This is a genomic window from Leptospirales bacterium, assembly GCA_019694655.1.
Taxonomy (GTDB): domain Bacteria; phylum Spirochaetota; class Leptospiria; order Leptospirales; family Leptonemataceae; genus SSF53.
Map to the genome: position 1 here is coordinate 90,106 of JAIBBN010000006.1, position 16,266 is coordinate 106,371.

Below are 16,266 nucleotides of genomic sequence, written 5' to 3' on the forward strand. Positions count from 1 at the left end.
GCCTGCGGAGGGCAAGCCTTGGATCATAATGCTCCGATCGCCGCACGCTGGCGCTACTACGTAGATCGCCCCTTCCAGAATCATATGCTACTGCGCTTTGCGCTGGTAGTTGCGATGGTGGTTGCCATTGCCCTGCTCGGACTCTGGCTGGTGCATGAAAACTCAGCAGTCCTTCTGCCGGAAGGGGAGGGCGCCCTCTTTGCTCTGAATGAAGAAGCGGCGGCTGATGGCAGCCCGCAGATGTGCGTGCTGCCTGGCGGCGAGGAACTGCCGGCCATTCGTCCCGGTCGCAGTTACAACGCATTTCAACTCTACTGGCGACCGATGGCTGCTGTCAGCGTGGCAACGTTGATTGCCGTGCTGGCTTTTGCTTTCTTCTATTCGCACAGCGTCGCCGGCCCCATGATCAGCATCAAAAGATCGCTGCGCCGTATCATCGATAGCGGGGAAGCGGAACCCATTCGGATACGCAAGGGCGACAAGTTTCAAGAGCTTGTTGAATTGCTGAATGAGCTGATCGAAAAGCGGGTCAAATAGGATGATGCAATTTGCATCGCGATCGATCGCTCTATTCTTGCTGGCTGCTGTTCTGTTTGCGGTTGCTTGCCGAAAACAATCCGCGCAACTCCCGGCCGAGGAGATGCAGCGTCGCATGGAGCTGATTGACCAATGGCAAAGCAGTCTGAAATCTGGCGATGCCTCAGCTGGTCGAGCGGCCGCTTTGCTTGGCGGTTGCCTGCGCGATCTCCAGGCGCCGCAGCTTCAGCGCCTGGCATGTGTTCAAGGTCTGGGAAATGCGGAATCGCTGTCGCCTGACTCGCCGCTGCGCCGTGCGGCAGCCGCCGAACTCAATCAGTCGATTATACTCGAGCTATCCCTTCGTCGTGATGAGCGCAACGCCTACGTAGCGCGCGCCGTCGCTCAGAATCTGGGACGCCTGGCGGATCGGCGCAGCTTCGCGCCGCTCTTGCGTTTGATGCGCTCGTCTTACCCGACGATGGTCCGGCGCGCTGCGCAGCGAGCGATCAATGAAATTGACTGGCAGCCGCCTCAAGTTTCGCCGGCAAATCCGTGAATGACGCGCAAGTTTCGTTCGCTCACTCGAAAACGAGCAATTGCTCCAGGCGGAAAATCAAAGGTGCGGTCTGGTTCGGCATCGACCGTAATTTCGCCGTCCATCTCTGATACGACCAGCAGCGTTTCGCCGGCGGCAATCGTCGCATCCTGGTAGCGTCGCGGACGCTTCGAGTTTTCGCCCGCCTCGCGCGCTAGCGCTCGAAAGTAAGGCGCATCCTTGGGGAAGACGGAATCCTGTTTTCCGGGCCGACAGTTCCGGTACCATCCAGTGGAGCCTGCGCCGGTGGCCAGAAGCAGACCGGAACATTTCTGTTCTTCGAGTTCGTCCCCTTCGCGCGCAATCCAGTAACGACTGATGTAGTCGTGGAAGCGGCTGCGTGCGCTGATTTCCGAGGTGCAGGGTCCGGCCTGGATGCGTCGGCCTTCCGGGTACTCAATCTCGCATTCAATGCGCGTCCAGTATTCGCAAAGCAAATCCTGGGGGCTACGGTAACGGCTCGCACACTCCATCAGTCGTTCTGGCGTGAAGTACAACAATGCTCCGGTGGAGGAGGAGGGATCGCTGTTGCAGCCGAGAATCGGCTTGCCTCCGGCAAACTGGGAAACGTAGACAAAGTGATTGTCGCCGCCAAAGGCTGCCAGGAAGTCGATGCTATCCTCCGAAAGATAGGGCAGCGCCTCGCGATACTGGAAACGAGCCTGCGGCATTGCTTGCCGGAGCGCCGCCAGATTTTGCAGCTGCCGCAGATGAGCGCCGTAGATGCGATCAAAGCCGCGATTCTGTCGTTCGTAAATGCTTCGCGCTGTTTGCTCCGAGCCGTAGCGGAGCAGATCTCGCTCCCACTTGGTGCGCTTGATTACAACCAGAACTCGTTCCATTCAAGACGGTCCAGGCACAGTGGCGCCATGAATCACTGCCGCGCCAAAAAGCTGATTCCAGAAACGAACCTCAACGAAACCCACGCGTTGCAGTAACTCGCTGAGCTGGCTCTGGCTGAGGTAGACCTGCGCCGATGCCGGCAGGTATTCGTACATTTCGGTGCGTTTGCCTTCCAGCAGGTGGCCAACGCGCGGCACAATTTTCTCAAAGTAGAAGCCGTGTAGGAAGCCGATTGGGCCGCGCGGCGTCTTGCCCACATCGAGAATAATCAGACGTCCGCCGGGTCGCAATACGCGTCGGCATTCGCGCAGGCAGCGCTCCCGCTCCAGTATGTTGCGCAATCCAAAGCCGATGGTGACAGCGTCAAAAGTTCCGTCGGCAAAGCGCGATAGATCGCTGGCGTCGCCTTGCTGCACAAGGACCGGCGCTGCGGCTGGCGGAAGACTGGCAAGGCGCGCTTCGAGGACGGCGAGCATTCCTGCGCTGAAATCGAGCGCACTTACCTGTCCGCGCCGTCCCAGCTGGCGGGCCAGTAGCAGGCTGAGGTCCCCGCTGCCGGCGCACAAGTCCAGCGCACGCATGCCGGGCTGCAGGCGGCATAGAGCGACAGTACGCCGCTTCCAGAGGCGATGGAGGCCAAAGGTAGTCAGGTCATTGAAGCGGTCATAGCTTCGGGCGATGGCGTCGAAATTTCGACGAACGTATTCGGCGCGCTCCGCAAGATCGGGGAGTTCATAGGAGCGTTGCGAGGAGGAGGGTAGGCCTTGCATTAGAACTGCTTGTCAGGCCGGGGGAATCATTGAAGCTGTCCCGGCCGGCTTTGCTCTTCTTCTTGCACCCGCCCGGCGCGGTAGGCGCAGAATCGGGGCATCTGTCCCTGGCACGACATCCCGGACAATGGCGGCCGACAACCAAAATGCTGCGCTCGATCTGGAAGGCGCCATACGCGTGATGTCCGCCCGTCCGGCGGAGGAGCAGGTTCAGGCTCTCGAATCGCGCGGCGACTTCAAGTTCAGGGGTATTATCAAGGTCTTTGACCTGATTCGTGACTGGAGCAACTCCTTCACACAGCGCGGAATTCTGCCTTCCTTCGATCAGCTGGCCAGAGACACGGAGCTGCCGGAGGAGAAGATTCGCCTCTACCTGCTGGAGCTGCTGGGTCGCGGCTCCTCCAGCGATCGTTACATAGTCTATTTCCCCGCGTTGCAATTTATCGCCGGCGCTGGAGCGCGGATCACTTCGATGACCGTCTTCTGTCGGCCGGCCGCGTCTGATGGCGAAACCGCGCGTCGCTATCTGACCATGTACAACAACAAGAACCTGCAGGCGCTGGAAAAGTGGATTGGCGCACGTACGGCGCAAGACCCGGCTCGAATTCGAGAACAGATGACCAAGGCCATTCAGGCTGGCAAGGTGCGCGAGACCCAGGCGCGCGGCGAAATTGTAAGACTGTTCTATACTGATTTCGATGATAACCCGGAGCGCAGAAAGGTCGCCTATATGCTCTACGCGCGACCGGTCATTCAAAAGTTGATCGAGGAGCGAAAGCTTCTCTATTTGCAGACGGAACTGCCGGGAGGACGCAAGATCAATGGCGTTTACTTTCACAACGCACGCGATCTTGAGGAGCGATTCAAGGCGCTGGCAGAATACTATACGAAACGCATCGATCGGGCGGAGAGCAGCGAGGCGCCGGAACCGGATGCCGTGATGCAACGCCTGCGCGCTTTTAGCGCACAGTATGCGAGTCTCGCGGAAGCCGACCAGCAGGTGTATGATGATCTTTTTTTAATTACTCCTGCGATTACGCGAAGTCGCAAAGAGCACAGCGAGCAGGTGCGACGACAGACCCTCGAACAGGCGCTGGACCAGCTGGCCAAGATCCCGCGTGTCGCCGATGCCACCGCCTTTCGCAACGTCGATTCAGAGACTATGGCTCAGTTGCGCAATGTCAATGGCGTGCTGTATGCCGAGTATCCCTATCGCGGTCGTATAACTGATTTTTTCTTACACAAGAATATGATCAACGAGGCGGTGAAGACGGCGCGCGATGCTTTTGACCAGCGTAACGATGATGCGCAGGTCTTTATTCTTTCGGCAATGGGCCTGGAGCGCTTTTTGGATAAGGACCAGTACAAGGCTTTCCTTGATCTGGAACAGCGAGTGCTTTTCGAGCAGCTGCCGTTGATTGTCCGGCTCTGGCGCATGCTCACCGGTCGTGGAAAGCTGGCGCAAAGAGAAATAGTCCAGACCAAGCAGAAGGCGGCGGCCGAGCAGCAGCGCGAACTGCTGCGATTGCGAGAGGAAGAAGCGCGGCAAACGCGCAAGAAACTGATCAGCGAGAGAATGAGCGGCGAGGAAGGCAGTCAGGCTGCAAAATCTTCGGCTACGGAGCGCGGCGACAGCGAAGCCGGCGGCCGCGGCGTTGAAGCTCCGGAGCCGCAAAGTGAAGAAGAGAAGTATGAGCAGGTACAGGAAGAGCAACGGGCGCGCGATATCCTGAAAAAGATCGTCGATACGCTGGACGCGGCCTGGGATCAGAAGCTGCTGCCAAATCGGGAATACGTACTGCAATATGTCAAAGAACTGGATGAGGACAGTCTGATTCTATTCTTGAAAAAGTACGGTCGCAAAGAGGTGCTCTCCTTCCGGATTCGCAATGATAAGCCGGAGTATGTTTGGCCGATTTTGATCTCGCGCCGCTATCTGCGCCGTTCTGGCAAGAAACTGCTGGCTCGCGTGCAGGAGGAAGCGGACGCTCAGCGCAAGGCGTCGATGCCCAATCAGGAAAAATTTGACGTGGCCAGTTCGATTGAAGATTTTCTGGGACGCGTTTTGCCGAAATTAAACTGAGGGTCCGGTCGAGCCGGGCATCCTATGGAACAAGCCCCCGATATCTCCACCTTGCGCCGGGATTTTCGACGCACCAAGATCATAGCTACAATTGGCCCCGCTACGGCGGCCTCCGAACGTCTGAGCCGCATGGCCAGCGCCGGTATGAACATTGCCCGCCTGAACATGTCCCATGGAACACATGAGACGCATCTGCCGGTGATCAAACGCATCAAGAATCTCAACAAGAAGCTGAACCATCCGATTTCCATACTCCTTGATCTCCAGGGCCCGGAGATTCGCACTGGAGAGCTCAAGGAGAGCCTGAATCTAAAGGTCGGCGAGATCGTATCCATCACCGTTACGCCAGATGAGGACCCCGAAGAAAAATCGGTGCATGTAAACTATCAAGATCTGGTGACTGACCTCAAGCCCGGTCATAAGGTTACCGTCGACAACGGCTTGATCAACCTGCAAGTGCTTGAGGTCAACGAGCGACGATTGCGCTGCCGGGTGCTGGAAGGCGGAACCCTTGGTTCGCGCAAGCATATCAATTTGCCGGGCGTCCGCGTCAATTTGCCTTCCATCACAGAAAAGGATCGCCGAGACATATTGTTTGGCGTCGCAAACGAAGTCGATTTTGTTGCGCTCTCTTTTGCTCGCTCCGCCGAGGATGTTCTTCAAGCGCGCGGCATAGTTGAAGGCGCTCATGGCAACGCGCGGATCATTGCCAAGATTGAAAATCAGGAGGGGCTCGACAATTTCGACAGCATACTGGATGTCGCCGATGGCATTATGATTGCCCGCGGCGACCTGGGCGTCGAGGTGCCGCTGGAAGAGCTGGCCGTCATACAGCGCCGAATGGTACGCGCCTGCGCCATTGCCGGCAAGCCGGTGATCGTCGCCACCCACTTGCTGGAGTCCATGATTGAGAATCCGCTGCCTACGCGAGCCGAAGTGACGGATGTCTCCAATGCCGTCTATGAACAGGCCGACGCCTTGATGCTTTCCGGCGAAACAGCAGTTGGCCGTTATCCAGAAAAGTGCATTCAGATCATGGATACGATCATCCGCCGTATCGAAAAGGAACCGGGCATGGCCTTTTTCCAGGAGCGTTCGCCGGCAAACCTGCGCGAGGAGCTGGCCCGCAGCGCTGCGAGACTGGCCGATTCACTGAATGCCGCTGCGATTGTAGTAGTGACCCGTCGCGGCTTGCTGGGGCAGCTGGTTGCCAGCTATCGTCCGCAAAAATCAATTATTTACGCATTTACAAACATGTCCAGCACGCGCCGCAAGCTATGGCTGTTGCGGTCGGTGGTGCCCTTTGTTCTGGAATTCTCGCGCACGCCGGAGAAGACCATTCGACAGGCCTTTGAAAAGTTGCGCGGTCGAAATCGCGTTGTTGCCGGCGATCGAATCGTAGTAATCTCTGATTTTGAAGCGGGCCAGGAGCGAATCACAGGCATTCAGGTGCGCACCTTCGAATAGGCATTCCCGTTGCGGCCGATCGCAAACTCCTCACGGGGCCTGGGCGGACAGCACCAGATCGGTTAGCTGCGGGAAACAGGCGCCGCTCAAATGGTGAGAATCAATAAAGTCCCGGCAACGGAGCCGCTGATCGTCATTGGGATCAACAAAGCGAATATCTGCGCCGGGCTGCTCTGATTGCAGCCGCCGCAACAGCGCGCGCAGCGGAATCTCCACGCGCTGCGGCATCTTCTGCTGCAGCATATGCTTCTGAAAAGCGGCGGCGGATACTGGCCAGTAAACTATGACGCGCGTCTGGCGGGATAACAGCTCGCGGATGATATGCTTGAGAAAAATGATTTGCGTCCCTGAAATTCGGTAATTGCTGAACAGACGCTTGGCGCGATCCTCTGCGTCATTCTGCATTTCTCTTTCGTCCAATCGACGACTCAGCGGATTGGGTATCCCGCCAAGTTTCAGCTCATTGGCCAGCTGGACAAACTCTCGAAATCTCAGGCGCGAGTCGCGAGCCGGCATCAGCTGCGGAATCATCCCACCCGGCGGCAACGCCCAGATCTGTTTGTTGTTCTCAAGAAGCGTCGAGGGAACCAGCGGATAGCGATACAGGGCAAAGGCGCGCAACAGAAAGTAATCTTCGGCTTCCGGATAGGAAAAGCCGCGGCCTTCGATCATCCAGATGTCGGATGGATCGCGGCGGAAGAGATCGGTGTGACCGACCACGAAATTCGCATCCAGACTGTACTTCAGCGTGTACTCCATGGAGTCTCCGCCGAGGATCAACGGGTCGGCCTCTATAATAGCGAAGGCCGGCCGAATCCCGGCGGCCAGGATCTTCTGCAGCCAGTAATAGTGGAAGGCGGGCGAAGCAAAAGGAGCGCTAAAATTGTAGGCAGCGACGCCGCCGCTACGGCGCGCAATGTATTCATGATCAAACTCGGCAGCCCGCGAGCTGCCAAAAATCAAGGCCAGTCGGGAGCGATCCGCCGGCGAGCGACGATTGTACTCCGCGCGCAGCTGTTCGAAAAGCGGGCCGCGCGATTCGTAGAATATCGGCTCGATTTTCTGAAAGTGCATCGTGTGATGCAGGACCGATGGCAGCATAAAGACTTTGTCGAGGGCGAAGAGCAGCGCGAAGCCCAGCAGTGGGAACCAGAGAAAGCGTTTTGTCTTCCAATTCATAGCACGCCTCCTCAAAACTGAAAGTAGATGTAGTCATGCGAACCGGGCGCAAAGCGACCGAGCAAGACAATTGCCAGGAATCCAAGCGCCAGCAAGCCAGCATACTGCCAGCGCGGCGACCAATCAGGGGCGCGCCGCCGCAATTGCAGGGCGTTAAAGAAAAAACCAACGGCGCTCAGGCCGACAATGGCGGCGAGCGCCGGCATGGTCTTGCCCTCGGCCAGGCTGGTCATCTGCCACATGAAGCGATGAGCGACGCCTACCGAAGCCGAATTGAAATACACCGCGCCGTAGACAAAGATCGCAAACACAAAAACCGCGCGAACTGTCTTGAAGAGGCCGGCGGCAGGCTGGGACCAGAAGCCGCTCCGATTTGTGCGTGGAGCGTCATCCGCCTGCAGCATATCCGCCGATGTCTTACGGCTTGCGAGGCGCGAACCCAGCCAGCGCTCGATGCTCAAACCGACGCCGTGCATGAAACCCCAGAGAATGTAGGTGTAATTCGCTCCATGCCAGGCGCCGACCAACGTGAAGGTCAGAATCAGATTGAAATACTCGCGTACGACGCCCCGCCGGTTGCCGCCCAACGAGATGTAGATGTAGTCTCGCATCCACATGGTCAGCGTCATGTGCCAGCCTTGCCATAGCTCGCGCAGGCTGCTGCGCAGAAAGGGCGCATGAAAGTTCTCCGGAAACTCATAGCCCAGCATCAGTCCCAGTCCGCGGGCCATGTCGGTGTAGCCGGAAAAATCGCAGAATACGCGCACCGAGAAGCCGGCGGCGGCAATCCAGCAAGAAAGGCCGCTGTAGTCTTCCGGCGCCTGGAAGACGGCCTGGATCGGTCCGACCATATTGTCGGCAACGACAACTTTTTTGATCAATCCCTGTAATACCAGGTAGATACCGCGCCTGATCTTTTCCGATTCGGCCTGTGGTCGGTCGATGAATGGATAAAAATCCTGGTAGCGCAAGATGGGTCCGGCGACCAACTGCGGGAAAAACATAATGAACGTAAAGAATTTGAGCGCAGTTACTTTTTCTTCAACACGGCCGCGATTGACGTCGATCAAAAATGCAATCAGCTGAAAGGTGTAGAAGCTGATTGCCAGCGGCAGCGTGATTTCGGCAAAGCCGGCGGTGTTTTCCAGCCAGCGGTTGAATGCCCCGACGCTGATCTGTCCGCCAGGAAAAATATGATGCAGACTGACAATCCCCAGATAGAAATACTTGAATACGAGAAGGTTGGCCAGGTTAGCAAGGATTGCCAATGCGGCCAGCAGGTTGCGTCGCGACGGCAGCTCTACATTTTGCATGCCGCGAATAGCGGCAAAGCTGATTGAGACCATCGCCAGAAAGTGCAGCGCAAAGGGAATGGACCAGACGGCGTAAAATCCAATAGATGTGACCAGCAAGGAGATGGTCCGCGCGCGTCCGCTAAGACTCCAGTGCAGCAGATATACCAGACAGAAAAAAAGCAGAAAGCCAAGAGTAGTAAAGAGCATAGCGCGCGCTACCTGCCAGCCAGAATTTGTGGCGCCAGGCGACGCAGCTCGGCGGCGACGCTGGTCGTCCAGACCTGTGCGCCGCGAGCATTTAGGTGCAGCAGATCATAATAGTAGGCGGCATTCTGCGGCCCATCCAGGGCATGGCGCAAGTCGACCAGTGCGTAGCGCCGACCCTCTTCGATGCGCGTGGTCTCGCGTCGCCAGAGCGCCATTCGGTCGTCGCCGTTCAGATGGCTGACCAGATTGGAGTAGGGCGGCAGCAGCGTGATCACCATGCGTCCATCGGCGTGGATTTCATCGTAGAAGCGCTGCAGGCGCCGGAAGAACAGGGCATTCCATTGCGGAGCGCCGCTTTCCGGCAGGCTCTGCTCGTAGGCCGCGATCTGGCAGGTTTGCAGCGCAGAATTGGCATGGTGACGGTCGGTCTTGCCGGCAGCAATCAGTTCGGCCTGCATTTGCGGAATATGTTCCAGGCATTCCTGAAGCGAGCGCGCCTCGAAAATGGATAGATCAAACTGGTATTCATTTACATAGGGAAAGTCTGCGCGTCGATGTCGCTCGAAGCGGCTGAGCGACTTGATGCGCGTCAGCGGCGCCAGGGCCAGATCGCGCATGTCCGACTGGTAGCTCAAAAGACCGATGTAGTAGAAGGCAAAGTCCCAGGCGCCAAGTTCGAACTCCTGCTCTTGCAGGAGCTGCAGAGTCTCGCGACGAGAGAATTGGGCCAGCATACCGCGATTGGCCACATCCACGGTGTAGCGGGCCTTCCAGGCAAGCGCCGTTTCACCGGAGTGCACCACAGCCTTCAGCTCCGGGAATTGGTCATGCAATTCGCGATACAGACGCTGTTGCGTTTCCAGCATGCAGCCCTGGCAGGCTACGCTCTGCACCCTCAGTCCGCTGCCGGCCAGCTGCTCATTGAGCTGCGGCAGAAGAATGCCCTGGTAGGCGACGGAGGTCCCAATGATCAGCACATTGGGCCGCAGCGGCGATTCACGGACGGTCCGGATGATGTGGCGGATGCTTGCGGCATAAGAGTTGGGTTCGAGGATGCGGGCGTAGATACCGCTTTGCATCAGGGCTTCCAGGCCCAGAAGCATCAGTAGCGGCGTCAGAAATCGCCAGTCGCGCAGAAATTTTCCCAGCTCGCCCATGCCCATGCCTCAGAACTGGAAGTAGATGAAATTTGGCGATTCTGGCGGCGCAAAGACTATGGTTGCCAGTATCATCGCACAGAGCGTCAGGATCAGTTTCCCGCGGTTGCCTTCCTTCCAGAAATACTCCAGCTGCAATCGATCAAATACATATTCGTAAATGTAAAGGAATCCCAGCAGCTGCAGATAGCGCGTGTAGATGCCTGTCGGCCACGCCCAGTTGGCCGGCCCAGAGAGAGCCAGCGACCACGCGCCGCTCTCGCCGCCCAGATTTGCTAGAGATTTCAGGAGCTCAGGGAGGTGATAGATGCTGAAGCCGCGGCCAATGAAGATCATTGCATCGGTCAGAGTTGGCGCGCGAAACAGTACAAAGGCGAACCACAGGGTAAACATCAGGAACACTCGCGCGGCGATGCTGTAGGACAGGCCGCCGTGCTGGTGCAGCCATTCGCGCAGTCGCGTGCGCGACCACTGGCGGTGAATCAGCAGGCTCAGGCCCTGCGAAATGCCCCAGGCAATGTAGTGATAAGCGGCCCCGTGCCACGCCCCGGTCAAGAACCAGGCGATCATGATGTTGGCATTCTGTCGAGCCGGGCTGACTCGCGAGCCTCCCAGCGGGATGTAAAGATAATCCCGAATCCAGGTGGTCAGAGAGAGGTGCCAGCGTTGCCAGTGTTCGCGAATGTTGCGCGCCGCCATCGGATAGAGAAAGTTGATTTCAAATTCGTATCCGAAAAGTCGCGCCACCCCGCGGGCGATATCGGTGTAGCCGGCAAAGTCAAAATAGATCTGCCAGCCAAAGCCAAAGCCGACAATCCAGAGATCCAGAACGCTCAGGCTCTGGTAGCGAGCAAAGCCCTCGTTGACCATCAAGCCCAAATTGTCTGCCAGCACCAGCTTGCGGAAGAAGCCGACCACAATGCGCGTAAGGCCGACGATCATGTCCTCGTGGCCTACGCTGCGCTTTCGATCCAGATCGTGAAAAAAGGTCGTTGCACGAACGATTGGTCCAGCTACCAACTGCGGAAAAAAAGCTACGTAAAGCGCAAAGTCAACGAAGCTGCGCCGAGCCTGCAATTGCTGCCGGTAGACATCAATTGTATAGGACATCGATTGGAATGTGTAGAAGGAAATTCCGATTGGCAGCAGCACATTGATTGTCGGCCAGGAAAGCAACGTCCCGCCGTAGGGCGACAGATCGTTGAGTACTTCGATGCCAAAATTGGTGTACTTGAAGTATCCAAGTAAGCTCAAGTTGAGGATCATGGATGCAACGATCCACAATCGCGGACTGACGCGCGCTAAGGCGCGTTCCCAGGAACGGCGCCCGCCGCCCTTTTGAATGTCGTAGCCGGCCTGAATCCCCAGCGCCAGAACGTAGTCCACTGCCGTGGAGAGCAAAATCAGAAACAGGTAGGTCGGTTCGAAAGCGCCGTAGAAATAGTAGGAGGCCAGCAGCAGAAAGATCTTTTGAGCGCGGTTCTTCAGCAAGTGGCCAAGCAAGATGCTGACGATGAAGAAACCCGCAAAGTGCAGCGAGGTAAAACTCATTGGCGTTGAGTCGCTTGCGCGCCGGGGCCTGAAGCACTGCCGACCGGTCTGCCAGTTTGGCCTTCCGTCTGTCTCGGTCAAGCAACCCTTCGTTCGCTGACAGTCGTTTGATCCCTGGCGCGGTCCAGCGGATGCGAGCCCATTTGGGAATTGACAGCCTGCCTGGAACGCTCAACCTGACGGCATGAGAACCCGAATTCTGATTCTCTCTGGCTGCCTGGTTGCAGGACTTGTCGCCTCTGCCTGTTCCAAAGAGGATAAACCCGATCCGGCGCAGTTTACAGCTATCTGCGAAGAAGTAGTGCGTTGTGATGCACAAGTACGGCAAATCCCTGATCCGGCTAAAGCCTGCGGTCAGCTGCTTGCCAGCGTGCAGGAAAAGTATCCGCAAAAACTGCCTGAACTGGAATCTTGCCTGAAGGCGCAGTCCTGCGAGAAGAAGAACATCGCCGAGTGCTTTGCCAATGTAGTGCAGGGCATCGGGGGCGTGCCGACTCCCTGATCGGCGTCCTTGCCCCACCCGGCAGGCGTTGCCTGCCGGGCTTTCCTGAATCTACGGACTCGTTGCCCTCTCAAGTTCCTCATCGAGAATTGTGGCCAGAGTCTTTGCACGCTGCAGCCAGGACCAATCTGCCAGGTCAATCGGAGCGGATCGTACGCCGCGCCCTTCTGATTCTTTGAGTATAGCTATCATCTTTTGCGCCCATTGGGCCGGGTCGGTTGCAGCGGCGAAGCTCTGCGTTGGCGCGATTTCGCGAAAGATAGGAATATCAGAGAGTAGCGCGGGACATCCCTGGGCCAGGGCTTCAATCACCGGCAGCCCAAATCCTTCGTGCAGGCTGGGCTGAAGCAGGGCCAGCGCGTGCCTGTAACACCAGCGCAGTTCGGCGTCGCTGGCGTTGCCCAGATAAAAGACGTCCTCCTTTTCCAGAGCGCCCGATTCAAGCTGCTGTTGCAGGGCATGTTCGCCCCAGCCTCGCCGCCCGACGATCAATAAGGGAACGGTTCGTTCCCCGTGCGCACGCAACTGCCGATGTGCGGCGAGAATTGTGCTCTGATTCTTGCGCGGTTCAATAGTCCCGACGCAGAGAAAAAAGGATTCGCTGGAGAGCGAGCGGGGAAGTTGCAGCGGCGGCCGGATATCAAGGCCGGGTTCGCAACCGGGGTAGACTACGGAGAGCTTGCTGGCATCGAGCCTCGGAAAAAAGTGGATGATGTCCTGGCGCGTCGTCTCCGACAGACAGAGCACGCGGTCCGCGGCGCGCAGCGACGGTCCATCCAGCAGACGGTGCTGCCAGCGATTCCAGGCAACCATCGTGTCCGGGGCCCGGAAGGCGTTGAGGTCGTGAAAATTCACGACGATCGGCGCGGTAATGCGGCGCCGGGCAAGCAGCGGCAGCAGGCTCAAGCTACCCCAGTAGAGATCGGCCGTGGAGCGCTGTAGCAGCGTCGGCAGCCGGCATTGCAGCCAGAGCGGGCCGCTCTTCGTCATCAGGCCTTGATCGATCTCTAGCTCTACGTTGGAACGCGAAAAGAGGTCGGCGTGCAAGGCGTGCAGGCCGCGATGCGCAATCAGTTGCCAGCGGTAGTCGGGCCGCAGTTCGCAAAGCGCCAGCAACATACGGTGCAAATAGACGGCATTGCCGTTTCCGGGGAAAGCCAGCGGTCGAGCATCGACCGCAATTGTGAAAGATCTGGACGTCATCCAGGCGCCTGCCAGGTTCAGCACCCTTGATGCCGGAGCGTCTGCTGGCGTCGATTGAGAACTCTATGCCGGATTCCGATTCTACTGTTCCCGAAGGCCGTCGCCGGACGCCGCGCCCCATCGAAAATGACGATTTTCTGCAGGGTCCGGCGGCCCGTCCGCTGCGCATTCTGGGCGAATACATCTATCCCGATCGCGTCCTGCGCGAAGAGGGCGTGACCGATACCGTCGTTTTCTTTGGCTCAGCGCGGGTGGCGCCGCCGCCTGAATTGCGTCAGGATCAGGATCTTTCCGGACGCGATTACAGCGACGCGCCGCCAGAGCGGATCAACCGCTACTATATGGATGCGCGCGAACTGGCGCGGCGGATTACCAGCTGGTCGATGGAGCGCGCAGAGGCCCAGGGGCGTCGGATCCTGGTGGTAACCGGCGGCGGGCCTGGAATCATGGAGGCTGCCAATCGCGGCGCCGGCGAGGCCGGCGGTCATAGCGTCGGCCTGAATATCGAGCTGCCCCATGAGCAGAATGCCAACCCCTATATCACTCCGGCGTTGAGCATCAGCTTTCAGTACTTCTTCATGCGCAAGTACTGGTTCCTCTATTATGCGCGCGCTTTGATTGTATTCCCTGGCGGCTTCGGCACGCTGGATGAGCTTTTTGAAACGCTCACGCTGCAGCAGACGCGCACTATACGCAACCAGATCCCGGTAATCCTTTTTGGCCGCGATTTCTGGCGGCGTCTGATTGATTTCGAATTTCTGGCGGAGTCAGGCTTGATTTCAGCTCAGGATTTGTGCTTATTTCAGATAGTCGATACGGTCGATGAAGCAATGACGCTTATGAACCGGATACTGGCAGAGCTGATCGAGCAATGAATCCGCGGGCGCGCTATCCTTTCCTTGATTTGTTGAAGGAGAGCGAAGCCATAGCCCGCGGCGCCAACCTCAGCGAGAAGATTCCGCATACTGTATTCAAAACGATTCAGAGCCTGTCGACGACGATCGGCGCCAAGCGCAACGCCCTGTTTACCGCCGCCACTCCGGTGCCGGAGGTGATCAACCTGACGCGTAAGGATCTGCTGCATGTCATCGGTCGCCTGGCATCCGATCGTGTTGTTACCCAGATCTTCCGACTGGATTTTGCTCCGGGCGAAGGCCTGCAGCTGGTCTGCTGCTACATCGCGCAGCCAGTCGACGAAAAGGATACTATCTACCATCTGTTTTCGGAGACCGCGGCGCTTTCGGCGCGCGCTGTAGGCATGATGCTGGATGCCATTCCGTCGGCGACGGCGCAAAGCGTGCGACGCGACCTGGAGAATGACCTGCGCCTGGAAAAGCAGCCGCAGCCTGGCGACCTGCCGGCAACGATCGTCGATCCCTTTGTCGGAGTGCATGCCAGCAAGTTTGATTTGCTGCCGGCTCCGGAGCTGATCCAGCGATCCGTGGAAGATATCCGCGACCTTTTGTTGCGCAATAATGCCGCCCTGGAACTGCTCAACTACGGTTTGATGCCGCAGCGCGAAACAGAAACTCTGCTGCGTTTTGAAACGGCCGCTGAGTTTTTGCTGGAGAAGCTGGCGCCGCGCTACCGCGGGCTGGGCGGTTTGAAGTCGCAGCTGGAAGATATTCGACTGGAGGAGAGCGCCCGTAACCTGGATGAATTTGCTCCTCCCACCGCCCAATTCAGTATCCAGAGGGCGCAGGCGATCAAGCAGGCGGCGCAGTCCGACGCCGGTACGCGCGGCGGACGCTTTGCCGGTCAGCTGGCGGCGGAGTTGATTGCGGCGCTTGGACCGGCCTGCGAAATCGCCTATCAGGCGCGTCACAAGGCGGAAATCGAAAAGAAAATTGCCGAGATTCGAGATCGACTGACGCGCGGCGGCGCCGACTGGCGCAATCGTATCTTGTTTCTGAATGAAGAAGCGCGCGATCGGATGCCAGCGGAGGTCTTTCGCGCCATCAGCCAGGATGCGGCGCTCTTGTATTCAGTATGGCAGCGACGCAATGAGGGCTTGCATTGCTTTGCGGCGCGCAACTCCGACGCCTTTCGGCAGCTGGCGCGCGGAATGGGATCGCTCAGCTATGATGAATGCTGGCAGGCCCTGGCGATGCGATCGCTGCTCGATGTATACGAGAAACAGTTCCCGGATTTGTTCGAGGATCCCGAATTCCTGCGTGAATACGGGCGCATGCTGCGCAACGCCTATGTCCACTACATGCCCTGGTACTACCGTCTGCTGCTGCAATTTGGCATCACGTGGTTCCAGGATCGATCCTTCCAGCTGGCCAAGCGCGCCATCGCCGCAGAGCAGCAGTCGCTCAGCGCGCAAAACGAGGCCCGTGCAGCATCGCGTCGCGAACAGCGCGAGCAAGAATTGAAAGACAAGCGATTGAAGATCGCGCATTCCTCCCAGGCCAACCGCATCGCCGAGGCGCTGGACCAGTCCTATATCGAACAGAATCTGATTCCCAGCGTTGGCGAGATTCGCCGTTTGCTGGGCGAACCAGATGATGCCGCCTTTCGCGAATTTCTGGCCCGCGAGGGCTTTCAGTTGCTTGCGCCGGCGCGCGACCAGCCGGCGGAAGAGGCGATTCTACTCTATCCCTTAAACCACGAGTGGCGCGTGCGCGCCGCCCGCTTGCGTCGCACTGTGGACCGCCTGTTGCAGGCCGAGAGCAGCACTGCGCCAGAGATGCTGGCGCGCGCCCGGCGTCTGCTCAAGCGCCTCAACCGGCCGGAGGGTGCGACGACAGAAGCTGCCGGCGACGCAGGGCAGGGCGATCCTTACCAGCGCTTCAGCGATGAATTGGACCGTTTTGAAAAGCGTTCCAGCCAGCATGCCGAGGAGGCGCAGCCTGCGCAAAAGGAGACCTGAATCATCTCCAGCATCCTGCA

Annotated in this window: 14 protein-coding genes; 7 read left to right on the forward strand and 7 right to left on the reverse strand. The window is 58.1% G+C overall.

Going from position 1 to position 16,266, the window contains the following annotated elements; all coding sequences use genetic code 11:
- Nucleotides 1-18: 18 nt before the first annotated feature.
- Both K1X75_10835 and K1X75_10840 read left to right on the forward strand, forming a co-directional pair.
- On the forward strand, nt 19-537 hold the full coding sequence (locus tag K1X75_10835) for a hypothetical protein (GenBank protein ID MBX7058549.1): 519 nt from the start codon (nt 19-21) through the stop codon (nt 535-537).
- Between the two features lies 1 nt (nt 538).
- Nucleotides 539-1,075 carry a hypothetical protein gene (locus tag K1X75_10840; GenBank protein ID MBX7058550.1) on the forward strand — a complete coding sequence of 179 codons (537 nt, stop codon included), beginning with the start codon at nt 539-541 and terminating at the stop codon, nt 1,073-1,075.
- Here K1X75_10840 and K1X75_10845 read toward each other — a convergent pair.
- Both K1X75_10845 and K1X75_10850 read right to left on the reverse strand, forming a co-directional pair.
- The gene (locus K1X75_10845) at nt 1,051-1,956 is read right to left on the reverse strand and encodes an NAD+ kinase (protein MBX7058551.1); all 906 of its coding nucleotides are present in this window, start codon (nt 1,954-1,956) and stop codon (nt 1,051-1,053) included. The genes K1X75_10840 and K1X75_10845 overlap by 25 nt on opposite strands.
- Nucleotides 1,957-2,727: a ubiquinone/menaquinone biosynthesis methyltransferase gene (locus K1X75_10850; protein ID MBX7058552.1), complete on the reverse strand. Its 771-nt coding sequence runs from the start codon at nt 2,725-2,727 to the stop codon at nt 1,957-1,959.
- 127 nt (nt 2,728-2,854) lie between these two features.
- Here K1X75_10850 and K1X75_10855 point away from each other — a divergent pair, with 127 nt between their 5' ends.
- Together K1X75_10855 and pyk are read left to right on the forward strand one after the other, a co-directional pair.
- On the forward strand, nt 2,855-4,810 hold the full coding sequence (locus tag K1X75_10855; GenBank protein ID MBX7058553.1) for a hypothetical protein: 1,956 nt from the start codon (nt 2,855-2,857) through the stop codon (nt 4,808-4,810).
- Between the two features lie 24 nt (nt 4,811-4,834).
- A complete protein-coding gene (pyk, locus tag K1X75_10860) occupies nt 4,835-6,277 on the forward strand; it encodes a pyruvate kinase (GenBank protein ID MBX7058554.1) in 1,443 nt (480 codons plus the stop codon).
- Between the two features lie 30 nt (nt 6,278-6,307).
- Here the strand turns inward: pyk and K1X75_10865 are convergent, their stop codons facing one another.
- The 4 genes from K1X75_10865 to K1X75_10880 are packed head-to-tail and all read right to left on the reverse strand — an operon-like array spanning nt 6,308 to nt 11,666.
- Nucleotides 6,308-7,456, reverse strand: a complete 1,149-nt coding sequence (locus tag K1X75_10865) for a DUF1574 domain-containing protein (protein ID MBX7058555.1) — start codon at nt 7,454-7,456, stop codon at nt 6,308-6,310.
- An 11-nt stretch (nt 7,457-7,467) separates the two neighbouring features.
- Nucleotides 7,468-8,958 carry an MBOAT family protein gene (locus K1X75_10870; protein ID MBX7058556.1) on the reverse strand — a complete coding sequence of 497 codons (1,491 nt, stop codon included), beginning with the start codon at nt 8,956-8,958 and terminating at the stop codon, nt 7,468-7,470.
- 8 nt (nt 8,959-8,966) lie between these two features.
- Nucleotides 8,967-10,115 carry a hypothetical protein gene (locus K1X75_10875; protein MBX7058557.1) on the reverse strand — a complete coding sequence of 383 codons (1,149 nt, stop codon included), beginning with the start codon at nt 10,113-10,115 and terminating at the stop codon, nt 8,967-8,969.
- Between the two features lie 9 nt (nt 10,116-10,124).
- Nucleotides 10,125-11,666, reverse strand: a complete 1,542-nt coding sequence (locus K1X75_10880) for an MBOAT family protein (protein MBX7058558.1) — start codon at nt 11,664-11,666, stop codon at nt 10,125-10,127.
- Between the two features lie 184 nt (nt 11,667-11,850).
- Between K1X75_10880 and K1X75_10885 the strand changes: the two genes are divergently transcribed.
- Nucleotides 11,851-12,168, forward strand: a complete 318-nt coding sequence (locus K1X75_10885) for a hypothetical protein (protein ID MBX7058559.1) — start codon at nt 11,851-11,853, stop codon at nt 12,166-12,168.
- A 51-nt stretch (nt 12,169-12,219) separates the two neighbouring features.
- On the opposite strand, the gene K1X75_10890 is transcribed toward K1X75_10885, so the two are convergent.
- The gene (locus K1X75_10890; protein ID MBX7058560.1) at nt 12,220-13,371 is read right to left on the reverse strand and encodes a glycosyltransferase family 4 protein; all 1,152 of its coding nucleotides are present in this window, start codon (nt 13,369-13,371) and stop codon (nt 12,220-12,222) included.
- Between the two features lie 65 nt (nt 13,372-13,436).
- Between K1X75_10890 and K1X75_10895 the strand changes: the two genes are divergently transcribed.
- Complete coding sequence (locus K1X75_10895) at nt 13,437-14,246, forward strand: TIGR00730 family Rossman fold protein (GenBank protein ID MBX7058561.1); 810 nt, start codon at nt 13,437-13,439, stop codon at nt 14,244-14,246.
- Nucleotides 14,243-16,246: a hypothetical protein gene (locus K1X75_10900; GenBank protein MBX7058562.1), complete on the forward strand. Its 2,004-nt coding sequence runs from the start codon at nt 14,243-14,245 to the stop codon at nt 16,244-16,246. Before K1X75_10895 ends, K1X75_10900 begins: the two co-directional genes overlap by 4 nt.
- Nucleotides 16,247-16,266 lie beyond the last annotated feature (20 nt).

What these genes read in the sequence shown, in the direction of transcription:
- K1X75_10840 (MBX7058550.1), top strand. Translation starts at nt 539, where the DNA reads ATGATGCAATTTGCATCGCGATCGATCGCTCTATTCTTGCTGGCTGCT.
- K1X75_10845 (MBX7058551.1), bottom strand. Translation starts at nt 1,956, where the DNA reads ATGGAACGAGTTCTGGTTGTAATCAAGCGCACCAAGTGGGAGCGAGAT.
- K1X75_10850 (MBX7058552.1), bottom strand. Translation starts at nt 2,727, where the DNA reads ATGCAAGGCCTACCCTCCTCCTCGCAACGCTCCTATGAACTCCCCGAT.
- K1X75_10855 (MBX7058553.1), top strand. Translation starts at nt 2,855, where the DNA reads ATGGCGGCCGACAACCAAAATGCTGCGCTCGATCTGGAAGGCGCCATA.
- pyk (MBX7058554.1), top strand. Translation starts at nt 4,835, where the DNA reads ATGGAACAAGCCCCCGATATCTCCACCTTGCGCCGGGATTTTCGACGC.
- K1X75_10865 (MBX7058555.1), bottom strand. Translation starts at nt 7,456, where the DNA reads ATGAATTGGAAGACAAAACGCTTTCTCTGGTTCCCACTGCTGGGCTTC.
- K1X75_10870 (MBX7058556.1), bottom strand. Translation starts at nt 8,958, where the DNA reads ATGCTCTTTACTACTCTTGGCTTTCTGCTTTTTTTCTGTCTGGTATAT.
- K1X75_10875 (MBX7058557.1), bottom strand. Translation starts at nt 10,115, where the DNA reads ATGGGCGAGCTGGGAAAATTTCTGCGCGACTGGCGATTTCTGACGCCG.
- K1X75_10880 (MBX7058558.1), bottom strand. Translation starts at nt 11,666, where the DNA reads ATGAGTTTTACCTCGCTGCACTTTGCGGGTTTCTTCATCGTCAGCATC.
- K1X75_10885 (MBX7058559.1), top strand. Translation starts at nt 11,851, where the DNA reads ATGAGAACCCGAATTCTGATTCTCTCTGGCTGCCTGGTTGCAGGACTT.
- K1X75_10890 (MBX7058560.1), bottom strand. Translation starts at nt 13,371, where the DNA reads ATGACGTCCAGATCTTTCACAATTGCGGTCGATGCTCGACCGCTGGCT.
- K1X75_10895 (MBX7058561.1), top strand. Translation starts at nt 13,437, where the DNA reads ATGCCGGATTCCGATTCTACTGTTCCCGAAGGCCGTCGCCGGACGCCG.
- K1X75_10900 (MBX7058562.1), top strand. Translation starts at nt 14,243, where the DNA reads ATGAATCCGCGGGCGCGCTATCCTTTCCTTGATTTGTTGAAGGAGAGC.